Source organism: Paenibacillus filicis (assembly GCF_038070315.1).
GTDB lineage: Bacteria > Bacillota > Bacilli > Paenibacillales > NBRC-103111 > Paenibacillus_G > Paenibacillus_G filicis.
Genome location: NZ_JBBPCC010000017.1, coordinates 119,992 through 143,768, shown reverse-complemented (window position 1 = coordinate 143,768; position 23,777 = coordinate 119,992). Strand labels below are relative to the sequence as shown.

The following is a 23,777-nucleotide window of genomic DNA, read 5'->3' as shown; positions in this document are numbered from 1 at the left end:
TTCACATGGACGAGGCGATCCGCATATTGCTCGTAGACGATCAGCCTGAGAACCTGCTCGCGCTTGAAGCCGTTCTGGAGGACCATCATTATGATTTGGTGAAGGCGACTTCCGGGGAAGAGGCGCTCCGGTGTCTGCTGAGGCATGAGTTTGCCGTCATCGTACTCGATGTTCAGATGCCGGGCATGGATGGATTTGAGACGGCGCAGTGGATTAAGTCGCGGGAGAGGACCAAGACGGTCCCGATTATCTTCATTACGGCTGCGCCCGACGAGCAGGATCTGGCGTTCACCGCTTACTCGGTAGGAGCTATCGATTATATCGTGAAGCCGTTCGTCCCGCGGACGCTGAAGTCCAAGATCGAAGGCTTCGTCAGTATGTATCTGGCGCAGAAGAAGCTGCAGCAGCAGACGGAGCTGCTCAACGAGCGGACGCGCGAGCTGGAGCGGGCCAAGGAAGAGGCCGAACAGGCCGCGCAGGCCAAGTCGAGCTTTCTGGCTATGATGAGCCACGAGATCCGCACGCCGCTCAATGGGGTCATCGCAATGGCCGACCTGCTAGGTGAGACGGATCTCACCGCCGAGCAGCGCGAGTACACGGATACGATCTGCCGCAGCGGCGCTGCGCTGCTCCATATCATCAATGATATTCTGGACTTGACGAAGATCGAGTCAGGTAAGATGGAGCTGAAGGAAAACTCGGTACATCTGCGCAATTGCCTGATGGAGACCTTCGAGATGTTCCATGCGGACTGCAAGAGCAAGTCGCTGGAGCTGTCGTATGACATCGACGGGAGCATTCCGGAGGTGCTGCTAGCCGATGAATCAAGACTGAGGCAGGTGCTGATCAATCTGATCGGCAATGCGGTGAAGTTTACGGACCGTGGAGGCGTCCATGTATCCGTCAGCAGCGCGGGGCGCCGCGGCGAGCTGTTGGAGCTGGAGTTTCGCGTAGCGGATACCGGCATCGGCATTCCCCCGGAGAAGCAGGCCCTGCTGTTCCAGCCGTTCACTCAGGTGGATTCCTCCCTGACACGCAAATACGGCGGTACCGGTCTGGGCCTCGCGATCTGCAAAAATCTGGTACAGCTCATGGGCGGCACGATTGCGCTAGCTCCCTCCGAGCGGCAGGGGGCGGAATTTGTCTTCACGATCCAGACCAAGGAGCTGGAGGAGCATGATTACTTCGCTGTAGCGAAATAATATAGAGGCATACCGGGAGTCCCGCCAGGAGGCGGGGCTTTTTGTATATAGCGGAGAAAAGGGACGCTTGAGGCTTGCTCCATTTCGTATTCCTTGATTCATTTGAGGGGGTTACGGTTAAAAATAACTATCGAACAAGATGATGAACATGAACCTCATTTATAAATAGAAAGGCGAAGGTGATCCTATGCAATCCCCATGCATTGCCATGCTGTTGGCCGGTGGAGAGGGCCGCAGGCTGGGTGTCCTGACCCGGAGTAAAGCGAAGCCTGCGGTTCACTTTGGCGGAGAATACCGAATCATAGATTTCGCATTAAGCAACTGCGCAAATTCCGGAATCCCGGCAGTCGGGGTCGTAACGCAGTATCAAGCGGCCTCTCTGCACAGGCATATCGGAGGGGGCAGAAGCTGGACAAGCCGGATCACGCTGCTGCCTCCCCGGAGCGGCGAATATGAGGGAACCGCGGATGCCGTGTACAAGAACTTCACCTATCTCCGTGAGCAGAACCCTGAGGACGTACTCGTGCTCTCCGGTGATCATATTTACCAGATGGACTACCGGGAGCTGCTGAAGCGTCACCGCGACTCGGGAGCCGATGCGACGATCGCCGTTACTCCGGTTGCTTGGGAGGAAGCCCACCGCTTCGGCATTATGAGGACGGATGCCGATGGGCAGGTGGTGGAGTTCACGGAGAAGCCGTCCACACCGGCCAGCAACCTGGCTTCCATGGGCATCTACGTATTCAAGTGGTCGTACTTGAAGCGGATGCTGGAGCAGGATGCTGCCTCGATCCAATCCAGCCACGACTTTGGCAAAGACGTGATTCCAGCCATGCTGGCCGCGGGAGACCGGCTTCAGACCTATGCGTATAAGGGCTATTGGCGTGATGTCGGAACCGTGGAGAGCTTATGGGAGGCTCATATGGATCTGGTCGGCGAGCAGCCGAAATTCCGCTGCCATACGCAGACCTGGCCAATGCCTGGTCATACGTCAAGCCCTGTGCCGGTCATGGGGAAACGGATTCCAGGTGAAGCCCGGCTGCATCAGGCGCTTGTAGCGAGTGAAGCAGCGGTCTTCGGTCAAGTCGAACGTTCCGTCGTATCCCAGGGCGCTTTCGTGGGACATGGCAGCGTACTGCGCAATTGCGTGGTGATGCCGACGGCGCGCATCGGCTCCAATGTCTTCATCCGCAATGCCATCATCGGCGAAGGGGCAGTCATCGAAGACGGAGCAACCGTAGGCAGCTTATCCGGCAGCGCGATTGAAGTCGTCGGGGACGGGGAGAGGGTAGCACGGAAAGCGGATAAAATGTCAAAAATCTATCTGCCGGTGGGACAATTCCAGCTGGAGCATATCCGATAAGCCGATAGCCGCGGCGGTGCGAGTACCGGCCCGGCCTATACCGAGGAGGCGATTCCGATGTTTCATTCCATTATTGTAGCCAAGGGCGAGCAGGAAGTGAACAAGGCTGTGCACGACTTGCGTCAGGCCGGCCGAGAGGTCGATGAGATTCAAATTCTGGCTCATGAGCAGATCAGCGACACGGACTTGAACCGGCCTCAATACTGCAGCCGGATCGGCTTTGTCGGGGAAACGATGGCGCATACTGCTACTCCGCTGTACAGATGCAAAGGGATGGAGCTTCGGGAGAAGCTGACCGGGCTTGGCCTGTCTGCGTCTGCTGTGGATTATTATGCGGAGGAGATGGAGCGGGGCCATATTGTCATCGCGGTGGACGAGCAGGCTCTGCTGCACCGGAATCTGCCGAGGAGCAGCTCTCGGATTACGGCAATACGCTAACGCATCCTGGAGGGAGAGGGAAGGCATGAGCATGCGAACCATGGGATGGATCTCAGGCACGCTGGCAATCGGCATATCCGGTGCCTGCTGGGGATTAGGCGGAGCAGTCCCAAGGCTGCCTGCTATCGGGCCGCCCGCCGTGGCTCAAGCGGCTGACAGCGAAGCAGGCGTGGCAGGGTTTTCCCGCTTGGACGCTGCAGCTGCCGGGACGCATATCGTGACGGCTGCAGAGCTTCCCCCTCAAGCATCAGAGCAGGCCGGATCGGGTGCCGCAGATAGTCAACGGCAAGACAAGAATCCCGGCTGGACGAAGGAAGAGACGCTCCCACTGGAGCGGATCAACGGGCTTGCTGTCACGGACGATCTGAAGACGATCTACGAGCTGAAGGGAGAGCCGCTTGCTGAGGAACGGGACCCGTTGTTTCCGGATGAACGGACATTGGTGTATGAGGATTGCAGGGTAGCGTTGTACAAGCTGTCTGTTCAGTCTGTGATGGTGACGGCGGATGCCGGAACGATCACCATCGATGGGAAGACGATACCTCTCAATGCTGACCGGCTGAAGGCCGAGCTCGGCAAGCCGGATCTGGTGGCCGAAGACGGCATCGTCTATAAGCGGCAGTGGCAGGCACTGAAGCTTTATATCGATCCCGAGCAAGGTCGGTTACTCTCAGTTCATTTGTTCCCCTCCTATACCGGATAGCTTTGGGAAGACGCGGCAGCCGTTCTGACAGCGGCAGCGGCGTCTTTTTTGGACCCGTGAAAGTTAATGAAATATCTGGTATTCTAGGATGTATATGAGGCAGCATCTGAGAAAGAAGAAGAATATCGAACGGAGGAGGCTATCGACATGGAAGCAAAGAAATTTAAGGTGAACGTTCGCACGGCACCTGGCTGTCATCTCGTAGCCTTGTCGGGAGAGCTGGATTTGAGCACAGCCGACATGCTGCGCCGTCAGACCGAACCGCTGGCTGCAGACACAGGAGCATCGCTGACGCTGGATCTGCAAGAGCTGGTCTACATCGACAGCACCGGGATAGGCGTCATCGTGGGGCTGCTCAAGATCCGCCAGGCGGCAGGTCTGGGCATACAGGTTCAGCATGTGCCGGCCAAGATCCGGCGCCTGTTCGATATGACAGGCCTGACTCGCTTCCTGACCTTCCTAGCCGGAGAATCCGGCGGCGGCGGTACTGTAGAAGCAGCGCGAGAGGGAGTGCCCCCTGCGGATCGTAAGGAGGACGGGCGATGAGCAATCCTGCGAAGACGACGGAGCGGGAGGTCGTGCTGACCGTCCCCTTCGATATGGAGGAGCTCGATACGATCCGTCTGACGCTGTATGGCGTTGCGGTGCGCATGGGATTTTCTTATGAAGCGATTGAGGACATGAAGGTTGCCTTGACGGAAGCCTGCAACTACGCGCTGCTGCAGTCTGGGCAGATCGTGAAAGATGCACCTCTGCGCTTTACCTTCTTCGTGCGGCCACAGGAGCTGCTCGTACGGATGGAAGCTCCAGGCTGCGGGCTGAGCTTGAACGAAGCGAAGTCTAGTAAGGACAAGCTGCTGACGGAGGCGGAGGAAGGCGAGAGGCCGCTGTTCGAAAGCGGGCGGCTCGGCTTGTATATGATGCAGGCGCTGGTGGATGAGGTAAGGGTCGTCACGGCCGGAGACGGACCGCAGGCGGAGGAAGGCATTGAGCTTCTGAAGCGGCTGGGCTGACGTTTGACCTTGAATTTGCGACCATAGGCGAATATTCGGTCGAAGTCAGAGCGATTAGCCAGCCGCGTTAACCCTATCTAACAAAAAGCCCGGTCCAGCCGGCCGCCCCGTAAGGGGCTGCCGGACAGACCGGGCTTTTTGTCATGGTTTTGTTTGAGTAAAAGCTCTAAGCCTCCAGGTAGGCATCAAGCATCCATACATGCTTTTGCAGATTGGTCCGCATGGTATTCAGCATATCATGCGTTCCTTCGTCCTCTTGCTCCTCTGCTACCTTCATCGTTTGCTTGAACTCGTCCAGAATTTGCACGTAGTCGTTCCGAAGGTCCTTCACCATCTCCTTGGCGGACCCGAGGGGAGCATGCTCCTTCAGCGTAGCTCCTGCGGCGATCTCCTTGGAGGTCGAGACAGGCTGGCCTTTCAAAGAAAGCACGCGCTCCGCCAGCTCGTCCATCGTCAGGCTGGCTTCGTCGTAGAGCTCCTCGAATTTCTTGTGAAGATCGAAGAAGCCGGAGCCCTTCACGAACCAGTGATGCTGGTGGAGCTTGATATGGAGCACGGCCCAGTTGGCAACCTGCTGGTTGAGCAGATCGATCAGCTTCTTGTCAGCCGCTGCCGACGAAGTTCCCTGAGTTTCTTTGTCCAATACTTTCGCCATGATCATTACCTCCCGGAATTTTAAAATAAGCAGCCGTCGGTTTATGTTGCGTTGCGCAGTCTCCATCTCAACTCATCGAGACTAGACAATCGGACAGTCGGGCGCCCGATTTCGCACCCGGTCTGTCCGAGGCTAGAAGCAGGGCAGGCAAGGTTCGCCAGCCTGCTTGTTCTTTCCTTACCCTTAGGATGACCGGGCGAAACAAGTTCCATTCTTCCAGATCCCTTCGTTTCACGGAGCAGGTCCCCGGGTAAACAGTACTCAAACCGAAACAGGCATTTATCTCATACTGGAGGGATACGCGATGATTATTGAACTGAGTGTGGCTGTAGTCGCGATTGCGTTTGCGGCGCTTGTTGTTTATTTGATCAAGACGCTCCGATCTGTAACGGATCTGCTCTCGCAGACGAATGTTACGATCCGGGAGATTCAGGGGCAGATCAGCGGGATCAGCGTGGAAGCGACCGAGCTGCTGCGGCACACGAATGAGGTGACGCTGGATGTCCGCAATAAGCTTCACTCCATCGATCCGGTGGTGGATTCGGTGAAAAATATCGGGGATGCCGTGCAGGAGGTGACGGATACGGTGAAGGAAGCAACTGCAGCCGTAGCCGGGTCCATCCGCAAGAATGTACCGAAGGAAGCTCCGAAAACCGGCGAAGCGATCGGCCGCGTCATTCAGGCTATGCCGATGGTGCTGGAGATTTGGCACACCTGGCGTGCCCCTAGAAAAGCCGCTTCTGCACGATCTAATTAACTGCTAAGGAGCGGCGGGCGCATCCGGTGGAGGTAACAGACAAAGACTATGTTTGAAGATAGGACGGGCAACCTGTTTCAAATCCGGTGTAAGCGGGGTAATAAGCGGGGAATGAGCAGAAGGCGGGCTTGAGCAGTCTCAGACAAGCCAACATGCAGGGAGGAAGGATTCGGTTATGATGGAAAAGTCCACGATGTTTCATGTACGTACGACCAAAACAGAGCAGGCTGTAATCGTTCACCTTCAAGGCGAGCTCGACCTGTCTAAAGTATCGGAGCTTCGATCGGCGCTCGATCCTTTTATCGCGGATACGACCCGCAGCTTGATCTTGAATCTCAAAGACTTGCAGTATATTGACAGCACCGGAATCGGTGTGATTGTATCGGTATTAAAGGCAAGGGATGTGCTGAAGGCTTCCTTCACCGTTCAGGATATTCCTCCGAAAATTAAGCGGATTTTCGACTTGACGGGCATCACGCCGTTCCTGCAGCAGGGCCCGGCCGCCAACGCAACCGGGAAGCGAATCATAAACGGATAAGAAAGGATCGAAGCCTACGTATGAATGTGGAATCTCGTGTGGTTTGTCTCTCTGTCCCTGCCGAGCCGGAGTATATCGATCTGGTTCGGCTTACCTTATACGGCATCAGCTCCAAGCTGGGCTTTTCTTATGAAGAGATTGAAGATATGAAGGTTGCGGTAGCGGAAGCCTGCAATAATGCCGTCGTGCATGCCTACGAGCCCGGTAGCCCCGGGACGATGGAGGTGCGCTTCGAGCAGCTCGAGGATGGGCTGCGAATCACGGTCAAGGATGAAGGCCCGAGCTTCGATTACGAGGCTAAGGCGGAGAGCGCCGAATCGCTGCATGACAAAACGCTGAACGAAATCAACGTAGGAGGTCTGGGCATCTACTTGATGCAGGCACTGATGGACGATGTTGAGGTGAGAACCGGCATCGGAACAGAAGTGACTTTGACCAAACGCGTCATTCGAAGCGAGGAAATGGTATGAGAATCAATTCGGAACGATCGAGTCCAGGGATAAATACGGATGAGCTGATTATTAAATACCAGGAAACGGGCTGTAACGATACAGCTACGATTCTGCTAAAGCAGTATGAGCCCATGGTGAAGATGGCGGCCGGTAAGATGTCGCGCAACCGCCCCGATCTGTTCGAAGATTTGTACCAAGTCGGCCAAATGTCCGTGCTGAAGCTATTGAAGCAATTTGACTTGTCGGTCGGCGTCCAGTTCGAAGCCTATATGATGAAAAGCGTCATTGGTCATATGAAGAACTATCTGCGTGACAAGTCCTGGTACGTGCAGGTACCGAGACGGATCAAGGAAAAAGGAAATCAGATCCAGCATGTAGTCGATATGCTGACCGTACGGCTTGAGCGTTCTCCGAATGTCGATGAAATCGCCGCGGAGATGGAGCTGTCCGTGGAGGAAACGATCGAAATTCTGGCAGGGCGCGATTATTACCATTATGTGTCGCTGGATACTCCCTTGTCTTCGGACGACAACGGGTCCACGATCGGAGATGTGATCGGCAGTCCCAGTGATGCATATCAATCCGTGGATAATAAGCTGGCGCTGCAGGATGCGCTGGTACACCTCAAGCCGGAGGAGCAGAAGGTGCTTCAGCTCGCCTATGAGGAAGGGCAGTCCCAACGCACGATTGCACAGGCACTCGGTGTGTCGCAGATGAGTGTTTCGCGGATTCAGAAGCGGGCGCTGGACAAATTAAAGGATTACTTCCAAGGGCCGAATGGGCAGCATGATGTCGGATCCTAGCACGCGTTCCTTTAGGGGGACGCGTTTTTTGTCGGGATATTGCCATGCCGTCCAGGACGGTTAGCGACAGGACATCCCGCTTACCGCTTGAATTCGTTTCAGCCTAGGCGGTGGAGGGTAATGATAGACAAGCACTTGCAAGCCAATCCTATGAATAAGAAGGCGGTGGATCGTATGACAGTCAAACATCTGATTAAATGTCACGGAAGCGAAGTGTTGGTCCGGGAGGAGGATGGGTCCTATATTCTGTCTATTCAAGCTACAACCAATCCGCTGGGATTCGGCAGCCCTTTGGAAACGTTCTCGGAGAAAGAAGCTGCGATTGCAGCGGCGGAAAAATTTTGTGGCCTGCTGACGGCAGCCAAGGAACGCGGATATTACCTGGAAAGCGGGTATTTCGTGAAGCCTGACAAGGAGAAGCTTTCCGTTAAGCTCTGTTTGCAGCAAGAATTGGATGAGAACGGCTGGATTTCCGAATGGATTTCGGAAAGGGAGCAGGTGTAACAGGGACGTATATACGGCAGTAAAACGGATGACGGAGCCCCCGCGAGGGCTCCGTTTTTGCGTATAGCGGACAGGAGCAGAGGAGAAGCGATCTCAGCTCGGCTATCCATAAAAGCTCTGCTATCCATAAAGAGGAATGGTGAGATTAAAAGCCGCCTTTCCGTTCGGTGATCAGCTCCCCCTGTGCATTGTACAGCTGGACCGGGGTCAAGCGCGGCCGGCCGGCCTCTATCATCGCGGTCCAAGTCAGCATACCGTCGCGGATTGTGGCGTCGGGGCCGGCAGCAACGGCCAAAGAAGCCCCAGCCTCCAGTTCTGTACCTGAAGAAATCTCGAGCGTAAGCCCGTCGCTGACGAGCTTCCAGCCTCCAACATGGGCTGTCAGGGAGTTATCGCTCACTAAGGTTATCGTATCGCTCTGCTCATCGACCTGGAGGGAGACGAACCGCGTCAGGTCGTCGCCTGCCGGTCTTGGCTCAGCTGGATGAACCGAGTCAGGCTCGATACCGTCCAGGCTGGTTTCCCGGATCTGACCGTTCGGGAATATCCGGTATTCCTTCAGATGCCCGTCCTCCATCGAATAGAGGGAGAACGTAGCGACTTGTCTGCTTTCGTTCCAGATCACGAAAACCTGCATCTGCATGTGTCCTTCCCGGATGCCACCCAGATCGACCTCATCATCGAGGATCGAGTCGTCCTGGTACGTATACCCAAGCAGGCCTGGCACATCGTAGCGAGATCCGGCGTGCCCCAGATGGTCCTTGAACGTATTGGCCGGCTGGCCGAGCAGCCCGGCGACTTGGGACTCGCTCAGTCCCAGACGAAGCCCTTCAAGAACTTGCTTCCGGTCCAGCTTAGGGACACCGACGGCGTCGATCAGAATCGTCTGGTTTTGGGGGTTATAGCCGACCTTGGCCCCCATCTGCTCCCCGATGAAGCGAACCGGCACGTAGGCATGCCCCTTGTAGTTGAGCACGGCGTAATCGCCGCCCAAGGTTTTCTGTTCACCATTGATCAGCAGGCGGGCTTGGAACAGCAGCGCTTGCACGGAATCTGCCGCCAGGGCAGCCGTGGTCAAGGTGAGCATCACGCCGAGCGCGAAACCGAATACAAGTTTTTTCATAACGAAGCAGAACCCCTTCCTATCTTCAAACAAGCTATACAAGCCATATGTATATGTACTTTGCCGATCGGTTAAAGGTTTCAACAAAATGAGCCCAACGGCTCTCTTGGGACAAGCAAAAAGCTCAATAGACATGAAAAGGCCACAAAATTGAAAAAAACCAAAAAGCGCCTCCTCAGGGGAAGCACTTTTTGGGGGTTCTCATGCCATGAGTCCGGCAGGTGCATCAGGAACGGGAGGCTTGCTGGGCGACGCGATCCACGGTGTTAGAGGCACGTGAGGCCGCTTCCTTGGCGGCGGATTCCGCCTTATCTGCGGCGGCATGCGCTTTATCCGAAGCTTGGTCCGTCAGCTCATGCGCTTTGTCGGCAGCGCGGTCGGTCAAGTCGCGGGCTTTATCTGCCGCTTGATGCGCTTGATCGGCGATACGTTCCGTGACGTCATGGGCCTTGTCAGCCAGTGCCTCGCTGTGCTCCTTGACGATCTGGGCCGTTTCGGCGGCCTTCGTCTTGCAGGAGTCGACCAGCTCAGCGCCCTTGACCTGCAGCGTCTGGAGCTTGTCCATCAGATCGCTTCTAAGCTCTCGTCCGCTCTTGGGCGCAGTCAGCAGGGCGATGGCAGCTCCAGCAAGTCCGGCTACGACAGTACTCATCAGCACGCTTCCGCGTTTGTCAGGTAATGTATTTGTCTCTGTATTCATATCTCCTCAGCTCCTCTTCTATCATGAATAGTCTGGTACAGGCTCGACAGGGGGGGGCAGGCGACCTGGCTACATCGCGCTGCGGCCGAGGCCGCGGGCGACCAATCCTAGCAACAAGACGAAGAGTGCAGCACCAATAATGGCAGGAATGACGGCAAAGCCGCCGATAACAAGGCCCAGGTTGCCGAGTCCGAGCTGGCCGAACAGCCAAGCTCCGATCCAGGCGCCTACAAATCCCGCGATCATGGACCCCAGAATGCCTCCGGGCATGACGCCTGGTGCGATCGCAGAGCCGATAGCGCCGATCACGACCGCCATGATGAGGGTGATAAGTACGCTGATCATATGCTTCACGCTCCTTACTTATGGGATTGACTTGCTTGTCTACTTTTACCCGACCCCCTTCGGGGTGAAACAAAGCCCGGAGGCGCCAACCATTCCCTTTTTATTTCCAGGTGGAAATCATTCGCAAAAAGGGAACCTTTACGCCGATGTCTCGTCCAATCGTATAAGAGGTGAAATCGGTGGCTTTCGAGTATTTAAAATCGCTGGCAAGCGGTATGGATAAAAATGAAATCTTGTCCGAGCTGATGCTCGCCTATGGCAGCGATGTCTGGAACTATGCCTTTTTCCTGACGCGCTCGTCCTCGATGGCTGACGATATCTCTCAGGATGTGTTCGTTAAGGTGTATGAGCGTATTTTCTCCTTCCGCGGCGAAGCCTCCGTCAGGACGTGGCTGCTGACGATCACCCGCAACACCGTGCGCGACCATTGGCGCTCCGCCTGGTTCCGGCGGGTCGTGCCGTTTGCAGCTCCGCGGCGGGAGGGGCGAGTGGCCTCTGCGGAGACCCAGGCCATCGAGTTTCTGGAGGAGCAGGAGGTCTGGCAGACGGTGCTGGCTCTGCCGCCCAAGCTGCGCGAGGTGCTGCTGCTGCATGTGCATCACCGTCTGTCCTATGCGGAGATTGCCGCCTTGCTCGGGATCACCGAGGGCACTGTGAAGTCGAGGCTTTCGCGGGCCAGGGCCAAAGTATCGCAGCAGCTCGCTGCGGAGGGGAGGGAATAGCGATGAAACGAACGGAATCGAAGCAAGCCTCCGGCGACACGAATCGACCCGGAAGCGCCGAGACGGCGCCGGATTGGGAACGGAAGCTGTCACGCCTCCCGCTGAAGGGCGGGGGCTTCTCCGGTGAGACGATCGCCAGAATCGAGGCGCGCGTCCGGCGGCCCCCCGTCCCGGTCCGCCGCCGCAAGCTGCTGTGGGCTCCTGTCGCTGTGCTGCTGTTAGGAGTGGCGGTATACGCGGCCATGCATGGGAGAAGCGTCACGCCCGACGTGAACGCAGGATTGTCGCAGCTGCCGGAGACGGACTTCTCGCTGCCGGCGCTAGATCCCTCGCTCACCTATAAGCTGCAGGTAGCCGTAACGGACCCTAGCTCCTTTATGGTGGAGTACGGCCGGGCCTTCCAGCAGAAATACCCGAACATTCGGCTGGAGCTGATTCCAGCCGGGGAGGAAGCTGCCGCAAGCAGCGCGGTGCGGCAGGAGTCCAGCCTGCAGCCCCTAGGGGAAGGGAAGCCGGATGTGATGGCTCTCAGGCCTGCTGAATTTGCCAGGCTGGCCGGGCAGGGGCAGCTGTACGCCCTGGACGGGGTGATCCGGCAGGATGCATTTCCGATTGAAACGGCGCATCCCGGCTTGATCCAGGCTTTGCGCGCCCAAGGCCAGGGAAAGCTGTACGGGCTCGCGTCCAGGTTCAGCCAGTCGGCGATTTATTACAATCCGGAGCTGTTCGACCGCTATGGCATCGCTCACCCCAAGGACGGTATGACCTGGGAGGAGCTGCTGAAGATCGCGGAGAGTATCGGAGAGAGAGGCAGGAAACAGGGAATCTACGGTTTCTCGGCTGCTTCCATGACGAACGTATCCGATCTGATCGTGCAGATGGCCACGGACATGAAGCTGCAGCTGACCCATTCGGTCAAGGGTAAATTCATGTTGGATGCTTCCCGCTGGCGTGGGGCATGGGACAAGGTGCTCGCAGACGCCCGCAAAGGCTATCTGTACTTGCCCGGACAGAAGCTCGCGGCCGGTGCCTCCGCTGCAGATGTGAAGGGAGAGGACCCGTTCTCGACGGGAAAAGCCGCTATGACGCTGCAAAGCTACGGCTACGCTTCACGCCTGGCTATCCAGAGCAACCGGCTGGACTGGGATATCGTGCGGGAGCCGATTCGCGCGGATCGGCCGGGAGAATCCATGTCGTTGTCCATCGACCAGGTTTACGCGGTCAGCGCGGAGTCCCCTAATCTGCGTGCTGCCTGGGAGCTTGTCCGCTTTATTCAGGAAGAGGGAGGAGCTAAGCCTCCGAAGAACGAACAACCCGACCATTGGCCGGCTATGCCTGTTGTCCAGCTTCCCGGCAAACGGATGGAAGCTTTCTACAGCTTGGAACCCCGGGCTTCGCTGTTTGAGGAAAACGTGGCGGCGGAGGAGTATGATGGTGTGCTGCGGACTATGCTTTCCAAGCTGATCTGGCAGAAGTCTGAGGATATTCTGGCTGGACGTCTGACAGTGAATAAGGCGCTGCAAGATATGGAGTTAGAGATGCAGAAGGCGCTTAATCAGCAAGCGCATGGAAAGTAGGGGGAGCCGCCCGCCAGCGGTGCCGGTCACACGTGGGAGGCATAGAGGATAGAGGAAGAAGGCTGGCCCCCTAGGGGCTCAAACAGCCGGCCGAGTTCGTCTCGGCCGGCTGTTTGGCGTGCCTTCTTTTTATGGGACCCGCGTCCGCGCCGATTGGCGAAAGGCATAGGGCGTCAGGCCGACCTGCTTCTTGAACAGCTGGCAAAAGTAAGAGAAGTTGCCGAGGCCGACCTGCCGGCCGATCTCCTGAACGCTTCGGTCTGTCGTTTGCAGCAGCCAGCAGGCCTGCCGAATCCGGCGGGCCGTGATATATTCCGTGATCGTGCTTCCTACATTGTGACGGAAGAGCGCAGAGACATGGTTCGGAGACAAGTGGAGGTCCCGGGCCAAGTGATCCAGCTCGAAGGGCTCCATGTAATGCGATTCGACCCACGCCATAATGCTCTCGGCGGCCGACTGTCCCTTGTGTCCGGGAGCGCTGGAGGGGAGCGCGATCCCGCCTGCCCCTGTCTCCGCTTCCGTCTCCGACTTCAGCCGGTGGAGCAGCGCGGTCAGGAAGAGCAGCTGCTCCTCCAGCAGATGCTCGGCCCCGCGATCAGACACGGTGCGGATGCGCTGGGCGTAGCTGCGGAAGAGCTCCTCCCAATCCGCCAGCGTGTTGAGCTGAAAGGCATGACGGGCGAGCGGTTCCTTCCACAAGCCGCGGAAAAAATCGCGTAGGCCCACGAACGGACCCAGCGCCCGTTCCACCTCGACCGGCTCGAACACGAACATGGAGCGCATATAGCGCTCCTGCGGCAGCCCGTTGATGCGGATACGGTGGAGCTGGAACGGACGGAAGAAGAGGAGCGTGCCGGGCGACACCTGAATAAGTTGTTGCTCCATTACGACTGTGCCGTGGCCCTCATGCACGAACAGCAGCTCCATGCCCTGATGAGCATGATAAATTTCCTGAAATTCGAAGGTACGGTCCCTGAAAAAAGAAAGCTGCACCGGGTGCACGTTCAGATTCATGTAATTCATCAGCTTCATGCGCGTCCGCCTCCATCGTAATATAACAACATTTTATCATAAGGTGGCTAAACTATGAGAGCGTTTTTTTTGTTACGATGGGAGCAGAAGGTTCAGCAGGAGAAGGAGGAGCAGATCGCATGACACAGCAAAGATTGAACACAGGTTGGGAGCATTACCGCGGGAGCCTCGGAGGCGTATGGGAGGTTTGGCGTGCCGATAAATTGCAAAATCATTACAATGTGCCCTGGGAGCCGGTGACGCTTCCACATACGTACAACGGCCTCGATGTGATGGACCCGGACGGCAAATATTATCAGGGACAGGGCTGGTACCGGACACGCCTGGACGTCAATAATCCGTACCCGCAGGGACGGACGCTGCTTCATTTCGAAGGTGCGGGTCAGCGTACGGATGTGTATGTATACACGGAGAAGGTCGGCTCGCATCTTGGCGGGTATGATGAGTTCACGGTAGACATCACGGAAGCGGCGGAACGGGCCAAGCAGATCGAGCGCTATGCCGGGCAAGTGCCGGTCGCGGCCTGCTGCGATAACAGCCGCGAGCTGGAGACGATCCCTTCTGACGCAAGCGATTTCAATCTCTACGGAGGGATTTACCGGTATCTGAACCTGCGCTATGTGCCGCAAGTATCGCTCGCTCAGGTGCATGTGGAAACGGATGTGCAGGGCTTATCCGAAGCGGGAGCGGAAGGCGGGCGCTGCCTCGTCAAGGTGAAGGCGAATCTGTATAATCCGGATGCGGTACAGGGTCAGGTGAAGCTGAGCATCGTGCTGAAGGACCGTGACGGACGCCGTGTCGCTACGGCGGAGACGGCGACGGAGGCTTGGGACGGACCGCGCGAGATAGCGGCGCTTATGCTGGAGAAGCCGGAGCTCTGGTCCACGGACAATCCATACCTGTATACCTGCTCGGTCACGCTGCAGGCGGGGGAAAGTTCGATGGAGACGGTGGAGCGCTTCGGTGTTCGCACGTTCGAATTCGTCAAGCAGGGGCCGTTCAAGCTGAATGGTGAGCGGCTGCTGCTGAGAGGTACGCACCGTCATGAGGATCATGCCGAGGTGGGCGCGGCCATGACCGAGGAGCAGATTCGCGAGGAGATGGTGCTGATCAAGGAGATGGGCGCCAACTTCATTCGCCTCGGGCATTATCAGCAATCGCGAATCGTCCTTGAGCTATGCGATGAGCTGGGTATTCTGGTGTGGGAAGAAATCCCATGGTGCCGCGGAGGACTTGGCGGAGTCGACTACCGCCAGCAGTGCATCGACATGCTGACGGCGATGATTCACCAGCATTATAACCATCCGTCCGTCATCCTGTGGGGACTGGGCAACGAGAATGACTGGGAGTGCGACTTCGACTATTTCGATCAGGAAGAGATCCGCGCGTTCATGAAGCAGCTGCATGACCTGTCGCATCAGCTCGATCCGAGCCGTCTGACGGCGATCCGCCGCTGCGAGTTCTGCAAGGACATCATCGATGTGTATTCGCCGTCCATCTGGGCGGGCTGGTACCGCGGCATTTATACGGACTATGAGTCCAGCAGCCGCGCAGCGTTCGAGAATGTCCACTCGTTCTTCCATATGGAGTGGGGCGCGGACAATCTGGCGACGCGTCATGTGGAGAAGACGTTCACCGGCTTCGAATTCATCCAGAGCAGCGGAGCCGATACGGATGAGCGCGACGGCGACTACCTGCTGACTGGCGGCGAAGCGCGCGTATCTCGTGACGGCGACTGGTCGGAGACATATTTCTGCGAGATGATCGACTGGTACCTGAAGTCCCAGGAGCAGATGGGCTGGCTGACGGGTGCGGCTCAGTGGGCGTTCAAGGACTTCGCGACACCGGTTCGTCCGGATTCACCGATTCCTTACCTGAACATGAAGGGAATCGTGGAGCGCGATCTGACGCCGAAGGATGCTTTCTATGTGTTCCAATCGTACTGGGCGACGAAGCCGATGGTGCGCATCTACGGGCATTCGATGCCAGTACGCTGGGGCGGAGCGGACGAGGTAAAACAATTCAAGGTTTACTCCAATGCCGAGCGGGTTGAGCTATTCCTGGACGGTCAAAGCTTGGGCGTCCGCAAGCGGGATTCGCAGAACTTCCCGGCTGCCGGGCTGCGCTGGGAGACGACGCTGACGGCAGGCGAACACCAGGTTCGCGCCGTAGCCGTGAAGGATGGCGTCACGGTCACCGACGAGCTGAGCTTCGTGTATCAGACACAAGCGTGGGGCGAGCCGGTGGCGCTGCAGGTGACCACCGAGCCGCAGCCGGACGGCCGGGTGTATGTCGAGGCGCGTGCGGTGGACGCCCAGGGCGTCTTCTGCCCGGACGCGGCGAGGTTCGTGCGCTTCGGACTGGCCGGCGACGGCCGCCTGCTGGATAACCTGGGCACGATCCGCGGCTCGCGGCTCGTACAGCTGGCGGCGGGACGCGCAGGTATCTATGTGGACCCGCGCGGCGGCTTGCCTGCTGGAATTACAGTCACGGACTTCGTGACGGCTGGCGGACCGGCGGCTTCGCTGGGCTCCGGCGCAGCCGGTGGCTTGGCAGGCGCTCGTACGTCCATCGTGAGCATTGCCTGCGAGGGTATGGGGACTGCATTTGTAACCGTAACATCCAATTAAACCGACTACGGGAGGCACGGATGACATGACAACAATCACGTATGCCGAGAAGTGGAAACACGCTGAGAAGCTGGAAGACATTTTGCCGGAGGTATGGGCGGCGTTGGAGGAGAAGGTCGAGCGGATGATCGTCCAGCTCGGCGATAAGTCCCCGCATGTCGCCAAGGAGGATGGCCTGTACGACGATATGAGGCTGGACTTCTGGACCTCCGGGTTCTGGCCTGGCATCCTGTGGATCATGCACGAGATGACCGGCAAAGAGGGCTTCAAGGAAGCCGCCTGGGGCTGGGACGAGCGACTGGAGCGCAAGATGGGCCAGGACAACAACTTCCATCATGATGTTGGCTTCCAATTCCTGCCTACCGCGGTTATCAAGTACAAGCTGACGCAGGATGAGGTGGGCAGACGTCGGGGGCTGCATGCGGCTAATTTCCTGGCGGGACGCTTCAACCTGAAGGGCTCCTTCATCCGGGCGTGGAATCAAGATAAGACCGGCTGGTCGATCGTCGATACATCCATGAACCTGTCGCTGCTATTCTGGGCGGCTGAAGAAATCAGCGATCCCCGCTTCGATCATATCGCCCGCGCACATGCGGACACGGTTGTCGACAAGTTCATCCGTGCGGACGGTTCGGTGAATCATATCGTGAGCTTCGACCCACAGACCGGCGAGCTGATCGAGTCGCTGGGCGGGCAGGGCGCAGGCCCGCACTCGGCCTGGAGCCGGGGCGCGGCCTGGGCGCTGCATGGGATGGCCAACACGTACCGCTACACGGGCGATAAGCGGTACCTGCACGCTGCTCAGCGCGTGGCGCATTACTTCCTGGCGAGCTTGCCGGAAGATTCCGTTCCGCATTGGGACTTCCGCGCAGCGGACAGCCTGGACGGCGAGCCGCGTGATACGTCGGCCGGCGCATGCGCCGCCTCAGGACTGCTGGAGCTGGCGGAGGCACTGCCTGGCGCAGACGGCGAGCTGTACGCACAGGCGGCCCGGCGCATTCTGCTGTCGCTGACGCGCAGCTACGGGACCTGGGATCGGCCAGAGCATGAGGCGATCCTGCTGGAGGGCACCGGCCACAAGCCGGCCGGTCAGAATGTGAACGTGTCGCTGATCTACGGCGACTACTACTATGTCGAGGCGCTGGCGAAGCTGCAAGGCTGGAAGACGCGTATTTTCTAGCAGAGGCATCGATATCGGTGCATGGCGATAAGGCTATAGAAACAGGCATAAGCAAACACCGCTCATCCCCCAAGGGACGAGCGGTTTTTGCTTGTGTAGAGAGGTATGAACGAGCCGCGTGGCGTTTCTCTCTAAACGGCAGGCTATCTCGGAGAGGTAGCCCCGGCATGCAAGGCTTGGCTGCCCTGCATGCGCTGCCTGAATACCTTGGGCGAGCAGTCGTTATGGCGCTTGAACAGCTTGTAGAACTGGGCCATGTTCGGGATGCCGACGCTTTCGCCGACCTCGGCGATACTGATGCTTTGCGTGAGCAGCAGACGCTCAGCAGCCTTGACCCGCTTGAAGTTGACATAATCGATGAATGACAGGCCGATCAGCCTACGAAACAGCTTGATAAAGTAATGATAGCTCAGATGAAGCAGGCTGCATACATCCTCAACGGTGATCTTCTCGGCCAGATGACGGTCGACATAATCGAGCGCCGGCCGCAGGCGGGTTAGGTCTGCATCCTCCACACCGTCCAGCAGCCCCCTCGTATCGGAGCGGAGCAAGAGCAGCAGCAGCTGCTTGATCCCTGCGCTGACGGCCAATTCGTAGCCGCGCTGACGCTCCTGGGCTTCCCGGTAGATCATCTTCACGAGGGAGGCTGCCGTTTCCCTCACCTGAGGCTGCTCCTCGAATATATAGTTGAGCTGGCTGAGCGGCTGGGTTAGCTCGGAGAAGGAGCTGAGGTAAGGCAGCGTGCTCTGGTCAAAATGCCGGGTCAGGTCGACCTGGAAGACGATATATTGATGTTCGTCCTGGGATAGGCTGCGGGTACGGTGCAGCTGCGAGGCACCCAGCACCATCACATCGCCAGGTCCGAGTACGGTGTAGTCATGCTTCGTCTGTACGCCGAGCCGCCCGGTGAGGATGACGAGAAATTCTACTTCCTTGTGGAAGTGCCACAGGTAGGGTTCCGCTTCCGGTGTGGACTTGACGGCTTCGCAGACGTCGGCTTCGTCTGTCGGGAGAGCCGGAGCGCCGGCCGGCGCTTCATGCGGCTGTTCAGTCTGGGGATCATAGCCGATTTCCCATATTTTCAGAAACAACAGCGGATTCTGGTACACCACATCTTCAATCATAACATCCGGTTGTCCGGGGAGTATTGTTTTCACGACGACGGCTACCTCGCTTTACTAGCTTGATGGACAAGTGACGAGGCCGCAGGCTTGCGGTTTCATCCCACCCAGTATAGCACGGCCTGCCGGGGATAGCAGTATCGGATAAAGAACGGGCACAATTTAGCATATCTTTTCTCCATTTGAATCAATATACTGAAAGTAACAAGAACGAGTTATGGAGGGATATGGAAGATGAGCCAGCAAGTACGCGTTACCGTATGGAACGAATTCCGTCATGAGAAGGAGAGCGAGCATATTCGCTCCGTCTATCCGAATGGCATACATACTGCAATCGGCGAGGGCTTGGGCGCTGAGGTGCAGGTCACTTATGCTACGCTTGATGATCCAGAGCATGGCTTGCAGGAAGAAGTGCTGAATAACACCGATGTACTGATCTGGTGGGGACATAAAGCGCACGGTGATGTACAGGATGAGATCGTAGAACGCGTCCATCAGCGGGTGCTGCAGGGCATGGGTCTGATCGTGCTTCACTCCGGCCACTTCTCCAAAATTTTCAAGAAGCTGATGGGAACCGGCTGTGACCTCAAATGGCGCGAAGCCGACGAGAAGGAGCGCATCTGGGTTGTCGCTCCTAACCATCCGATCGCCGAAGGCCTGGGAGAATACATCGACCTGCCGGAAGAGGAAATGTACGGTGAGCACTTCGATATCCCGGCTCCGGACGAGCTGATCATGGTCAGCTGGTTCGAAGGCGGCGAAGTATTCCGCAGCGGCTGCACGTTCAGCCGGGGACAAGGCAAGATCTTCTATTTCCGTCCCGGACACGAAGCTTATCCGACTTATTATAATGAAGAAATCCGCCGCGTCATCCGCAATGCGGTGTTCTGGGCGAAGCCTACGACCCGCGAATATCCGAAGTACGGCAATCATAAGCCGCTCGAGACGATCAAGGGCAGAGGTTAAGGGTATTCATACGACGCAAGGCAATCCAAAATCCGGTATTGCGCTCCTGACGGGCGCAAGCCGGATTTTATTTTGTTCGTGATGTTAGTTTTTCACCGGATAAATGATTAAGCGCGTGAATGCAGAAGCGCAGCCAGGTCTTATCCTTTGATGGCACCGATCAGGGCGCCTTTAACAAAATACTTCTGGAGAAACGGATAGACGAGCAGCACGGGTACGGTGGCAATGACTATCGTCGCATACTTGATCGTTTCCCCGACCTTGCGGACATCTCCTGCGCTGACGCCTGCGGAGATGTTATCCGTGTAGTTTTGGATCAGAATCTCGCGCAGGACGAGCTGAAGCGGGTACAGCGCTTTGTCCTGAATGAAGACCGACGGATAAAACCACATGTTCCATTTGTCAACGGACGTGTATAGTACGATCACAGCCAGCACCGGCATCGACAAAGGGAGGACGATACGCAGCAGCATCGTCAGGTGACCGGCGCCGTCGATCTGGGCAGACTCCTCGAGAGAAGCAGGCAGCGACAGAAAAGCCGTCCGCATGATGATCAAATGGAAGGTTTTCACGGCAAAGGGCAGCAGCAGCGCCCATAGTGTATTCAGGACGCCCGTTCCCTTCACAACCAGATAGAACGGAATGATCCCCCCGTGGAAAAACATCGTCAGTACGACGAAAATCGTCAAAGGCTTGTTCCACAGCACGTGGCGGCGCGACAAGACATAAGCGCCGAGAATAGTCATGGTCAGGTTCACCGCGATGCCCCCGGCCACGAGCTGCACCGTATTCCAGTATCCGCTCCATACTGCAGGATTGGCCAGTGCCCGTTCATAAGCGAGCGTGCTGAAGCCAAGAGGCTTCCACAGCAGCCCCCGGTGAGCGAGCAGGAGGTCGCCGTCGCTAAGCGAAGCCAAGATCACGTAAAGCAGAGGGTATACGGTCACCGCGACGAGTAAGAACAGCACCGTATAGACGATAACATCCAGCACTGTGTCCGCCGCGTTTATATTTCTTTTCACCATAAGCCGCCCCCCGCCCGTCTTCGAATCACGTAATTGGCCAGTACGAGCAAGAGCAGATTGATCAGCGAATTGAACAGCCCGATCGCAGAGCTGAAGCTCCAGTCCGTTCCCAGCAGCCCCTTGCGGTATACATAGGTAGAAATGACATCCGCCGTCTCGTAAGTGACCGGTTGATACAGTAATATAATTTTCTCATAGCCCACTTCCATCATGTAGCCCATCCTTAGAATGAATAGGACCGCTATGGTCGGAGCAAGTCCAGGAAGCGTAATATGCCACATCTGCCGCAGCCGGCTGGCTCCATCGATTCGTGCGGCCTCATATTGGCCGGGATCAATGGCCAGCATCGCCGCCATGTAGATGATCGATTCCCAGCCGACCCGCTGCCAAATCTCCGAAGCGACATAAATGCCGCGGAAAAGCCCAGGGTCCTGGAGCATGTCCTGGCCCCCCGAGCCGGTCAGCAGGGTATAGACGATATTCACCAGACCTCCGCTTTTCGTCAGCTCCTTCACCAGGCCGCATACGACAATCAGCGAGATGAAATACGGCATATAGGAAATCGTCTGAACGGCGGTTTTCCAGTAGCGGCTGCGTACCTCCTGGATCAGCAGAGCCAAGAGAAGGGGAGCGGTGAAGTCGAACATCAGCGAATAGAGGCTAAGCAGCACCGTATTGCGAAGCAGTCTCCAGAAGTAATGGCTGCCGATAAAGCTGCGGAAATGCTCGAGCCCTACCCATTCGCTGCCCCAGAAGCCTTTCATCGGACTGTAGTTCTGGAAGGCGATCAGCGCTCCGTACATCGGCGCATAGTGATAGACGACATAGTAGACGATCACAGGGAGAGCCATGGCGTAGAGAAGCCGGTTGCGCTTGAAATCCTCCGCGATCCGCCGGCGCAGCGGCTTACGGACCGATTGCCGCCGCAGAGCGCGGGCAGTGGCCTTCGTACTCATCGCATCCTCCCTTATCTGCATACTCATGGATCAGCGCTGCCGGAAACGGTCATAGGCCGCTTGCTGGATCTCAATGGCCCGCTTGATATTCAACGCGTTCAGCTTCTGCAAGAAGCCGTCGTAGCCGCCTGGGGATTCCTTGCCAAGCACCAGCTTAAGCGAGGTTTCGTCAACCAGGGTATGGATATCTGCCATGATGCGGGCAAATTCTTGGGATTCCTCCGTCGGGACTGTCACCGGAGGCAGCAGATGCTTGAGATTATCGGTTTTCCAGACCTTATAGTTGTGGTCTTCATTCTGTACCGCGACGGCACCAATCACATCCTTGGCTACGACGAAGGGTCCGGGATTGACGGTATGGGTGTGCAGGGCGAGCGCTTCCACATAGGAGAGCTTGTCCGGGTTGTTCTTGATGAAATCGGTCAGCACCGGCTTGCCGTTCTCCAGCGTATACGTCTTCCCTTCTGTCCCGTAGTTGAACAGCAGGTAGCCTTCGTCGCTGTAAGCATAATCGAGCGCCTGGACGGCAAGCTCAGGGTGTTTGGACTTGGCAGAGACGGCTGCGGCGGCACTCGCTCCGTACATCCAATCCTCCTGACCGAACATCGGGGTATCCCCCTTCTTCAACACCGGATAGGGGGCGAATACGAGCTTTGCTGCAGGGTCCTTGGCTTTCAGCGCCAGCTCCCACTTGTCAATGGTCGCCCCGGTATAGACGCTCGCCCCCGATGCGCCTGATGTCATGTTCGCATCCAGTGCCTTGCGGTCGGTCTGTGTAAAATTCGCATCGAGCAATCCTTCTTGATACCACTGGTTCATCGTGGTCAGGAACTGCTTGTAGCCGGGCTGGAGAGGGCCGTACTGGACCCGGCCGCCGCTATCGACATAGAAATCGCGGATGACGCCGAAGGCGCCGATGAATGCACCGTCCAGAAAGCCTTGCAGGGCATTGGGCTGATTGATGATGGTGAGCGGAGCTTTGGCTCCTTTCTTCTCCTTAAAAGCCGTTAATACGGTGTGCCATTCCTCGATCGTTTGCGGCACTTCCAGCTTCAGCTCGTCCAGCCAGTCCTTGCGCAATACGGGCCCCGCCCACTGGGTGGTTAGACCGCCTTCTCTCAGAAACGGAAAGGCATAGTAGTCTCCTTTGTCAGTTTTCACGAGCCGGTCCAGATCGGGATGCTCCTTCAGGTATTTCTTCAAATTCGGAGCGTGAGAGTCGATGAGATCGTTGAGCCTCAGGATGTAGCCATCCTTCAACGCTTTCTCCGGTCCTCCGGGCACATCCTTCAGCCAGTTGTACTCGATGATATCCGGCAGATTGCCGGAGGAGAGCAGGACGCTGAAGGACTCCTTGGCCTGTGCGCTGGATACTTCGGAGAATTTGACCGGCACGCCGACCCTTCGCTGCCATTCCTGATAGAAGGGCACCTCTTGGATGCTCGCCTTCAAGGTGGTCGGCGATTGCAGCCAATAGGTCAAAGTCGCATTCGAGCGGATCGGGTAGGTGGCTCCTTCGCTCCCCTGTGAACTGACGGGCGGTTTCTCGGCAGGGGGCTGGGCTTGTGAGCAGGCCCCGAGGGCCAGCAGTGGTGACATCCATAGCGGAAGCATCAAGGCGGTTCGCTTATTCATGGTGGTATCGGACTCCTTATGTAGATATGGGGGATGGAGAGATCTGTTAAAGTCGATAAACTTACTTTTCCTAGTTGTAAAGTGGGTTAAAGGGTAGGGAGAATCCGTCCGATCGACCTGTCTCATGAGGGGCCCCTCATAAGCGGCGTAAGGAAAGCCTGCCCCCTCTTGCCGAACGTTTAGCGTCCGTATTTGATCATAAAAGGTTAGTCGCTGTTTGACCAGTACGCACATTTTTGTCTGCACGGAACACTTCTGTGCCTATGGATCACTCTTGGTACCATCGAACAAAAAAGTGCGTACTATCGGTTCCGATTCAGGCTTGCTATGATGGACG

At 57.1% G+C, this 23,777-nt stretch carries 25 protein-coding genes; 16 read left to right on the top strand and 9 right to left on the bottom strand.

All coding sequences use genetic code 11. From position 1 onward, the window contains the following. Positions 1-5: 5 nt before the first annotated feature. The 6 genes from WMW72_RS23790 to WMW72_RS23765 all read left to right on the top strand — a co-directional run bounded on the left by WMW72_RS23790 (position 6) and on the right by WMW72_RS23765 (position 4,719). Positions 6-1,202: an ATP-binding protein gene (locus WMW72_RS23790; protein WP_341418070.1), complete on the top strand. Its 1,197-nt coding sequence runs from the start codon at positions 6-8 to the stop codon at positions 1,200-1,202. Positions 1,203-1,389: 187 nt separating this feature from the next. Next, a complete protein-coding gene (locus WMW72_RS23785; protein ID WP_341418069.1) occupies positions 1,390-2,565 on the top strand; it encodes a sugar phosphate nucleotidyltransferase in 1,176 nt (391 codons plus the stop codon). Between the two features lie 57 nt (positions 2,566-2,622). Continuing rightward, positions 2,623-3,003 (top strand): general stress protein, encoded by a 381-nt coding sequence (locus WMW72_RS23780; protein ID WP_341418068.1) that lies wholly within the window; start codon positions 2,623-2,625, stop codon positions 3,001-3,003. A gap of 25 nt (positions 3,004-3,028) precedes the next feature. After that, positions 3,029-3,706, top strand: coding sequence for a hypothetical protein (locus WMW72_RS23775; RefSeq protein WP_341418067.1), 678 nt, complete (start codon positions 3,029-3,031; stop codon positions 3,704-3,706). Between the two features lie 147 nt (positions 3,707-3,853). Beyond that, a complete protein-coding gene (locus tag WMW72_RS23770) occupies positions 3,854-4,252 on the top strand; it encodes an STAS domain-containing protein (RefSeq protein ID WP_341418066.1) in 399 nt (132 codons plus the stop codon). 53 nt (positions 4,253-4,305) lie between these two features. Then, entirely contained in the window at positions 4,306-4,719 is a 414-nt protein-coding gene (locus WMW72_RS23765) for an ATP-binding protein (RefSeq protein ID WP_423227595.1), read from the top strand. A gap of 166 nt (positions 4,720-4,885) precedes the next feature. Here WMW72_RS23765 and WMW72_RS23760 read toward each other — a convergent pair whose 3' ends face one another. Beyond that, a complete protein-coding gene (locus WMW72_RS23760; RefSeq protein WP_341418064.1) occupies positions 4,886-5,374 on the bottom strand; it encodes a Dps family protein in 489 nt (162 codons plus the stop codon). A 304-nt stretch (positions 5,375-5,678) separates the two neighbouring features. Between WMW72_RS23760 and WMW72_RS23755 the strand changes: the two genes are divergently transcribed. The 5 genes from WMW72_RS23755 (at position 5,679) to WMW72_RS23735 (ending at position 8,428) form a co-directional block, all read left to right on the top strand. Beyond that, complete coding sequence (locus tag WMW72_RS23755; protein ID WP_341418063.1) at positions 5,679-6,131, top strand: DUF948 domain-containing protein; 453 nt, start codon at positions 5,679-5,681, stop codon at positions 6,129-6,131. Positions 6,132-6,309: 178 nt separating this feature from the next. Continuing rightward, the gene (locus tag WMW72_RS23750) at positions 6,310-6,669 is read left to right on the top strand and encodes an STAS domain-containing protein (RefSeq protein WP_341418103.1); all 360 of its coding nucleotides are present in this window, start codon (positions 6,310-6,312) and stop codon (positions 6,667-6,669) included. A 20-nt stretch (positions 6,670-6,689) separates the two neighbouring features. Further along, positions 6,690-7,139, top strand: a complete 450-nt coding sequence (rsbW, locus tag WMW72_RS23745) for an anti-sigma B factor RsbW (RefSeq protein WP_341418062.1) — start codon at positions 6,690-6,692, stop codon at positions 7,137-7,139. After that, positions 7,136-7,924 carry a sigma-70 family RNA polymerase sigma factor gene (locus tag WMW72_RS23740; RefSeq protein ID WP_341418061.1) on the top strand — a complete coding sequence of 263 codons (789 nt, stop codon included), beginning with the start codon at positions 7,136-7,138 and terminating at the stop codon, positions 7,922-7,924. The genes rsbW and WMW72_RS23740 overlap by 4 nt, the downstream gene beginning before the upstream one ends. Positions 7,925-8,098: 174 nt before the next feature. Continuing rightward, a complete protein-coding gene (locus WMW72_RS23735; protein ID WP_341418060.1) occupies positions 8,099-8,428 on the top strand; it encodes a hypothetical protein in 330 nt (109 codons plus the stop codon). A 145-nt stretch (positions 8,429-8,573) separates the two neighbouring features. On the opposite strand, the gene WMW72_RS23730 is transcribed toward WMW72_RS23735, so the two are convergent. The 3 genes from WMW72_RS23730 to WMW72_RS23720 all read right to left on the bottom strand — a co-directional run bounded on the left by WMW72_RS23730 (position 8,574) and on the right by WMW72_RS23720 (position 10,596). Beyond that, a complete protein-coding gene (locus tag WMW72_RS23730; protein WP_341418059.1) occupies positions 8,574-9,551 on the bottom strand; it encodes a stalk domain-containing protein in 978 nt (325 codons plus the stop codon). 226 nt (positions 9,552-9,777) lie between these two features. Then, positions 9,778-10,251, bottom strand: a complete 474-nt coding sequence (locus WMW72_RS23725) for a YtxH domain-containing protein (RefSeq protein WP_341418058.1) — start codon at positions 10,249-10,251, stop codon at positions 9,778-9,780. A gap of 69 nt (positions 10,252-10,320) precedes the next feature. Then, entirely contained in the window at positions 10,321-10,596 is a 276-nt protein-coding gene (locus tag WMW72_RS23720) for a GlsB/YeaQ/YmgE family stress response membrane protein (protein WP_341418057.1), read from the bottom strand. Between the two features lie 179 nt (positions 10,597-10,775). Here WMW72_RS23720 and WMW72_RS23715 point away from each other — a divergent pair, with 179 nt between their 5' ends. Together WMW72_RS23715 and WMW72_RS23710 are read left to right on the top strand one after the other, a co-directional pair. Continuing rightward, on the top strand, positions 10,776-11,318 hold the full coding sequence (locus WMW72_RS23715) for an RNA polymerase sigma factor (RefSeq protein ID WP_341418056.1): 543 nt from the start codon (positions 10,776-10,778) through the stop codon (positions 11,316-11,318). Between the two features lie 2 nt (positions 11,319-11,320). Next, the gene (locus WMW72_RS23710; protein ID WP_341418055.1) at positions 11,321-12,895 is read left to right on the top strand and encodes an ABC transporter substrate-binding protein; all 1,575 of its coding nucleotides are present in this window, start codon (positions 11,321-11,323) and stop codon (positions 12,893-12,895) included. A 129-nt stretch (positions 12,896-13,024) separates the two neighbouring features. On the opposite strand, the gene WMW72_RS23705 is transcribed toward WMW72_RS23710, so the two are convergent. Further along, on the bottom strand, positions 13,025-13,927 hold the full coding sequence (locus WMW72_RS23705) for an AraC family transcriptional regulator (RefSeq protein WP_341418054.1): 903 nt from the start codon (positions 13,925-13,927) through the stop codon (positions 13,025-13,027). Between the two features lie 119 nt (positions 13,928-14,046). Here WMW72_RS23705 and WMW72_RS23700 point away from each other — a divergent pair, with 119 nt between their 5' ends. Both WMW72_RS23700 and WMW72_RS23695 read left to right on the top strand, forming a co-directional pair. Continuing rightward, the gene (locus tag WMW72_RS23700; RefSeq protein ID WP_341418053.1) at positions 14,047-16,557 is read left to right on the top strand and encodes a glycoside hydrolase family 2 protein; all 2,511 of its coding nucleotides are present in this window, start codon (positions 14,047-14,049) and stop codon (positions 16,555-16,557) included. A gap of 25 nt (positions 16,558-16,582) precedes the next feature. Continuing rightward, complete coding sequence (locus WMW72_RS23695) at positions 16,583-17,737, top strand: glycoside hydrolase family 88 protein (RefSeq protein WP_341418052.1); 1,155 nt, start codon at positions 16,583-16,585, stop codon at positions 17,735-17,737. A gap of 143 nt (positions 17,738-17,880) precedes the next feature. Here the strand turns inward: WMW72_RS23695 and WMW72_RS23690 are convergent, their stop codons facing one another. Further along, positions 17,881-18,861, bottom strand: a complete 981-nt coding sequence (locus WMW72_RS23690; RefSeq protein WP_341418102.1) for a helix-turn-helix domain-containing protein — start codon at positions 18,859-18,861, stop codon at positions 17,881-17,883. Positions 18,862-19,092: 231 nt separating this feature from the next. Here WMW72_RS23690 and WMW72_RS23685 point away from each other — a divergent pair, with 231 nt between their 5' ends. Continuing rightward, the gene (locus WMW72_RS23685; RefSeq protein ID WP_341418051.1) at positions 19,093-19,824 is read left to right on the top strand and encodes a ThuA domain-containing protein; all 732 of its coding nucleotides are present in this window, start codon (positions 19,093-19,095) and stop codon (positions 19,822-19,824) included. Between the two features lie 140 nt (positions 19,825-19,964). Here WMW72_RS23685 and WMW72_RS23680 read toward each other — a convergent pair whose 3' ends face one another. The 3 genes from WMW72_RS23680 to WMW72_RS23670 are packed head-to-tail and all read right to left on the bottom strand — an operon-like array spanning position 19,965 to position 23,440. Further along, positions 19,965-20,849 (bottom strand): carbohydrate ABC transporter permease, encoded by an 885-nt coding sequence (locus tag WMW72_RS23680; RefSeq protein WP_341418050.1) that lies wholly within the window; start codon positions 20,847-20,849, stop codon positions 19,965-19,967. Continuing rightward, complete coding sequence (locus tag WMW72_RS23675) at positions 20,843-21,805, bottom strand: ABC transporter permease (RefSeq protein WP_341418049.1); 963 nt, start codon at positions 21,803-21,805, stop codon at positions 20,843-20,845. The genes WMW72_RS23680 and WMW72_RS23675 overlap by 7 nt, the downstream gene beginning before the upstream one ends. A 30-nt stretch (positions 21,806-21,835) precedes the next feature. Next, positions 21,836-23,440, bottom strand: a complete 1,605-nt coding sequence (locus WMW72_RS23670) for an extracellular solute-binding protein (RefSeq protein WP_341418048.1) — start codon at positions 23,438-23,440, stop codon at positions 21,836-21,838. Positions 23,441-23,777: the final 337 nt, after the last annotated feature.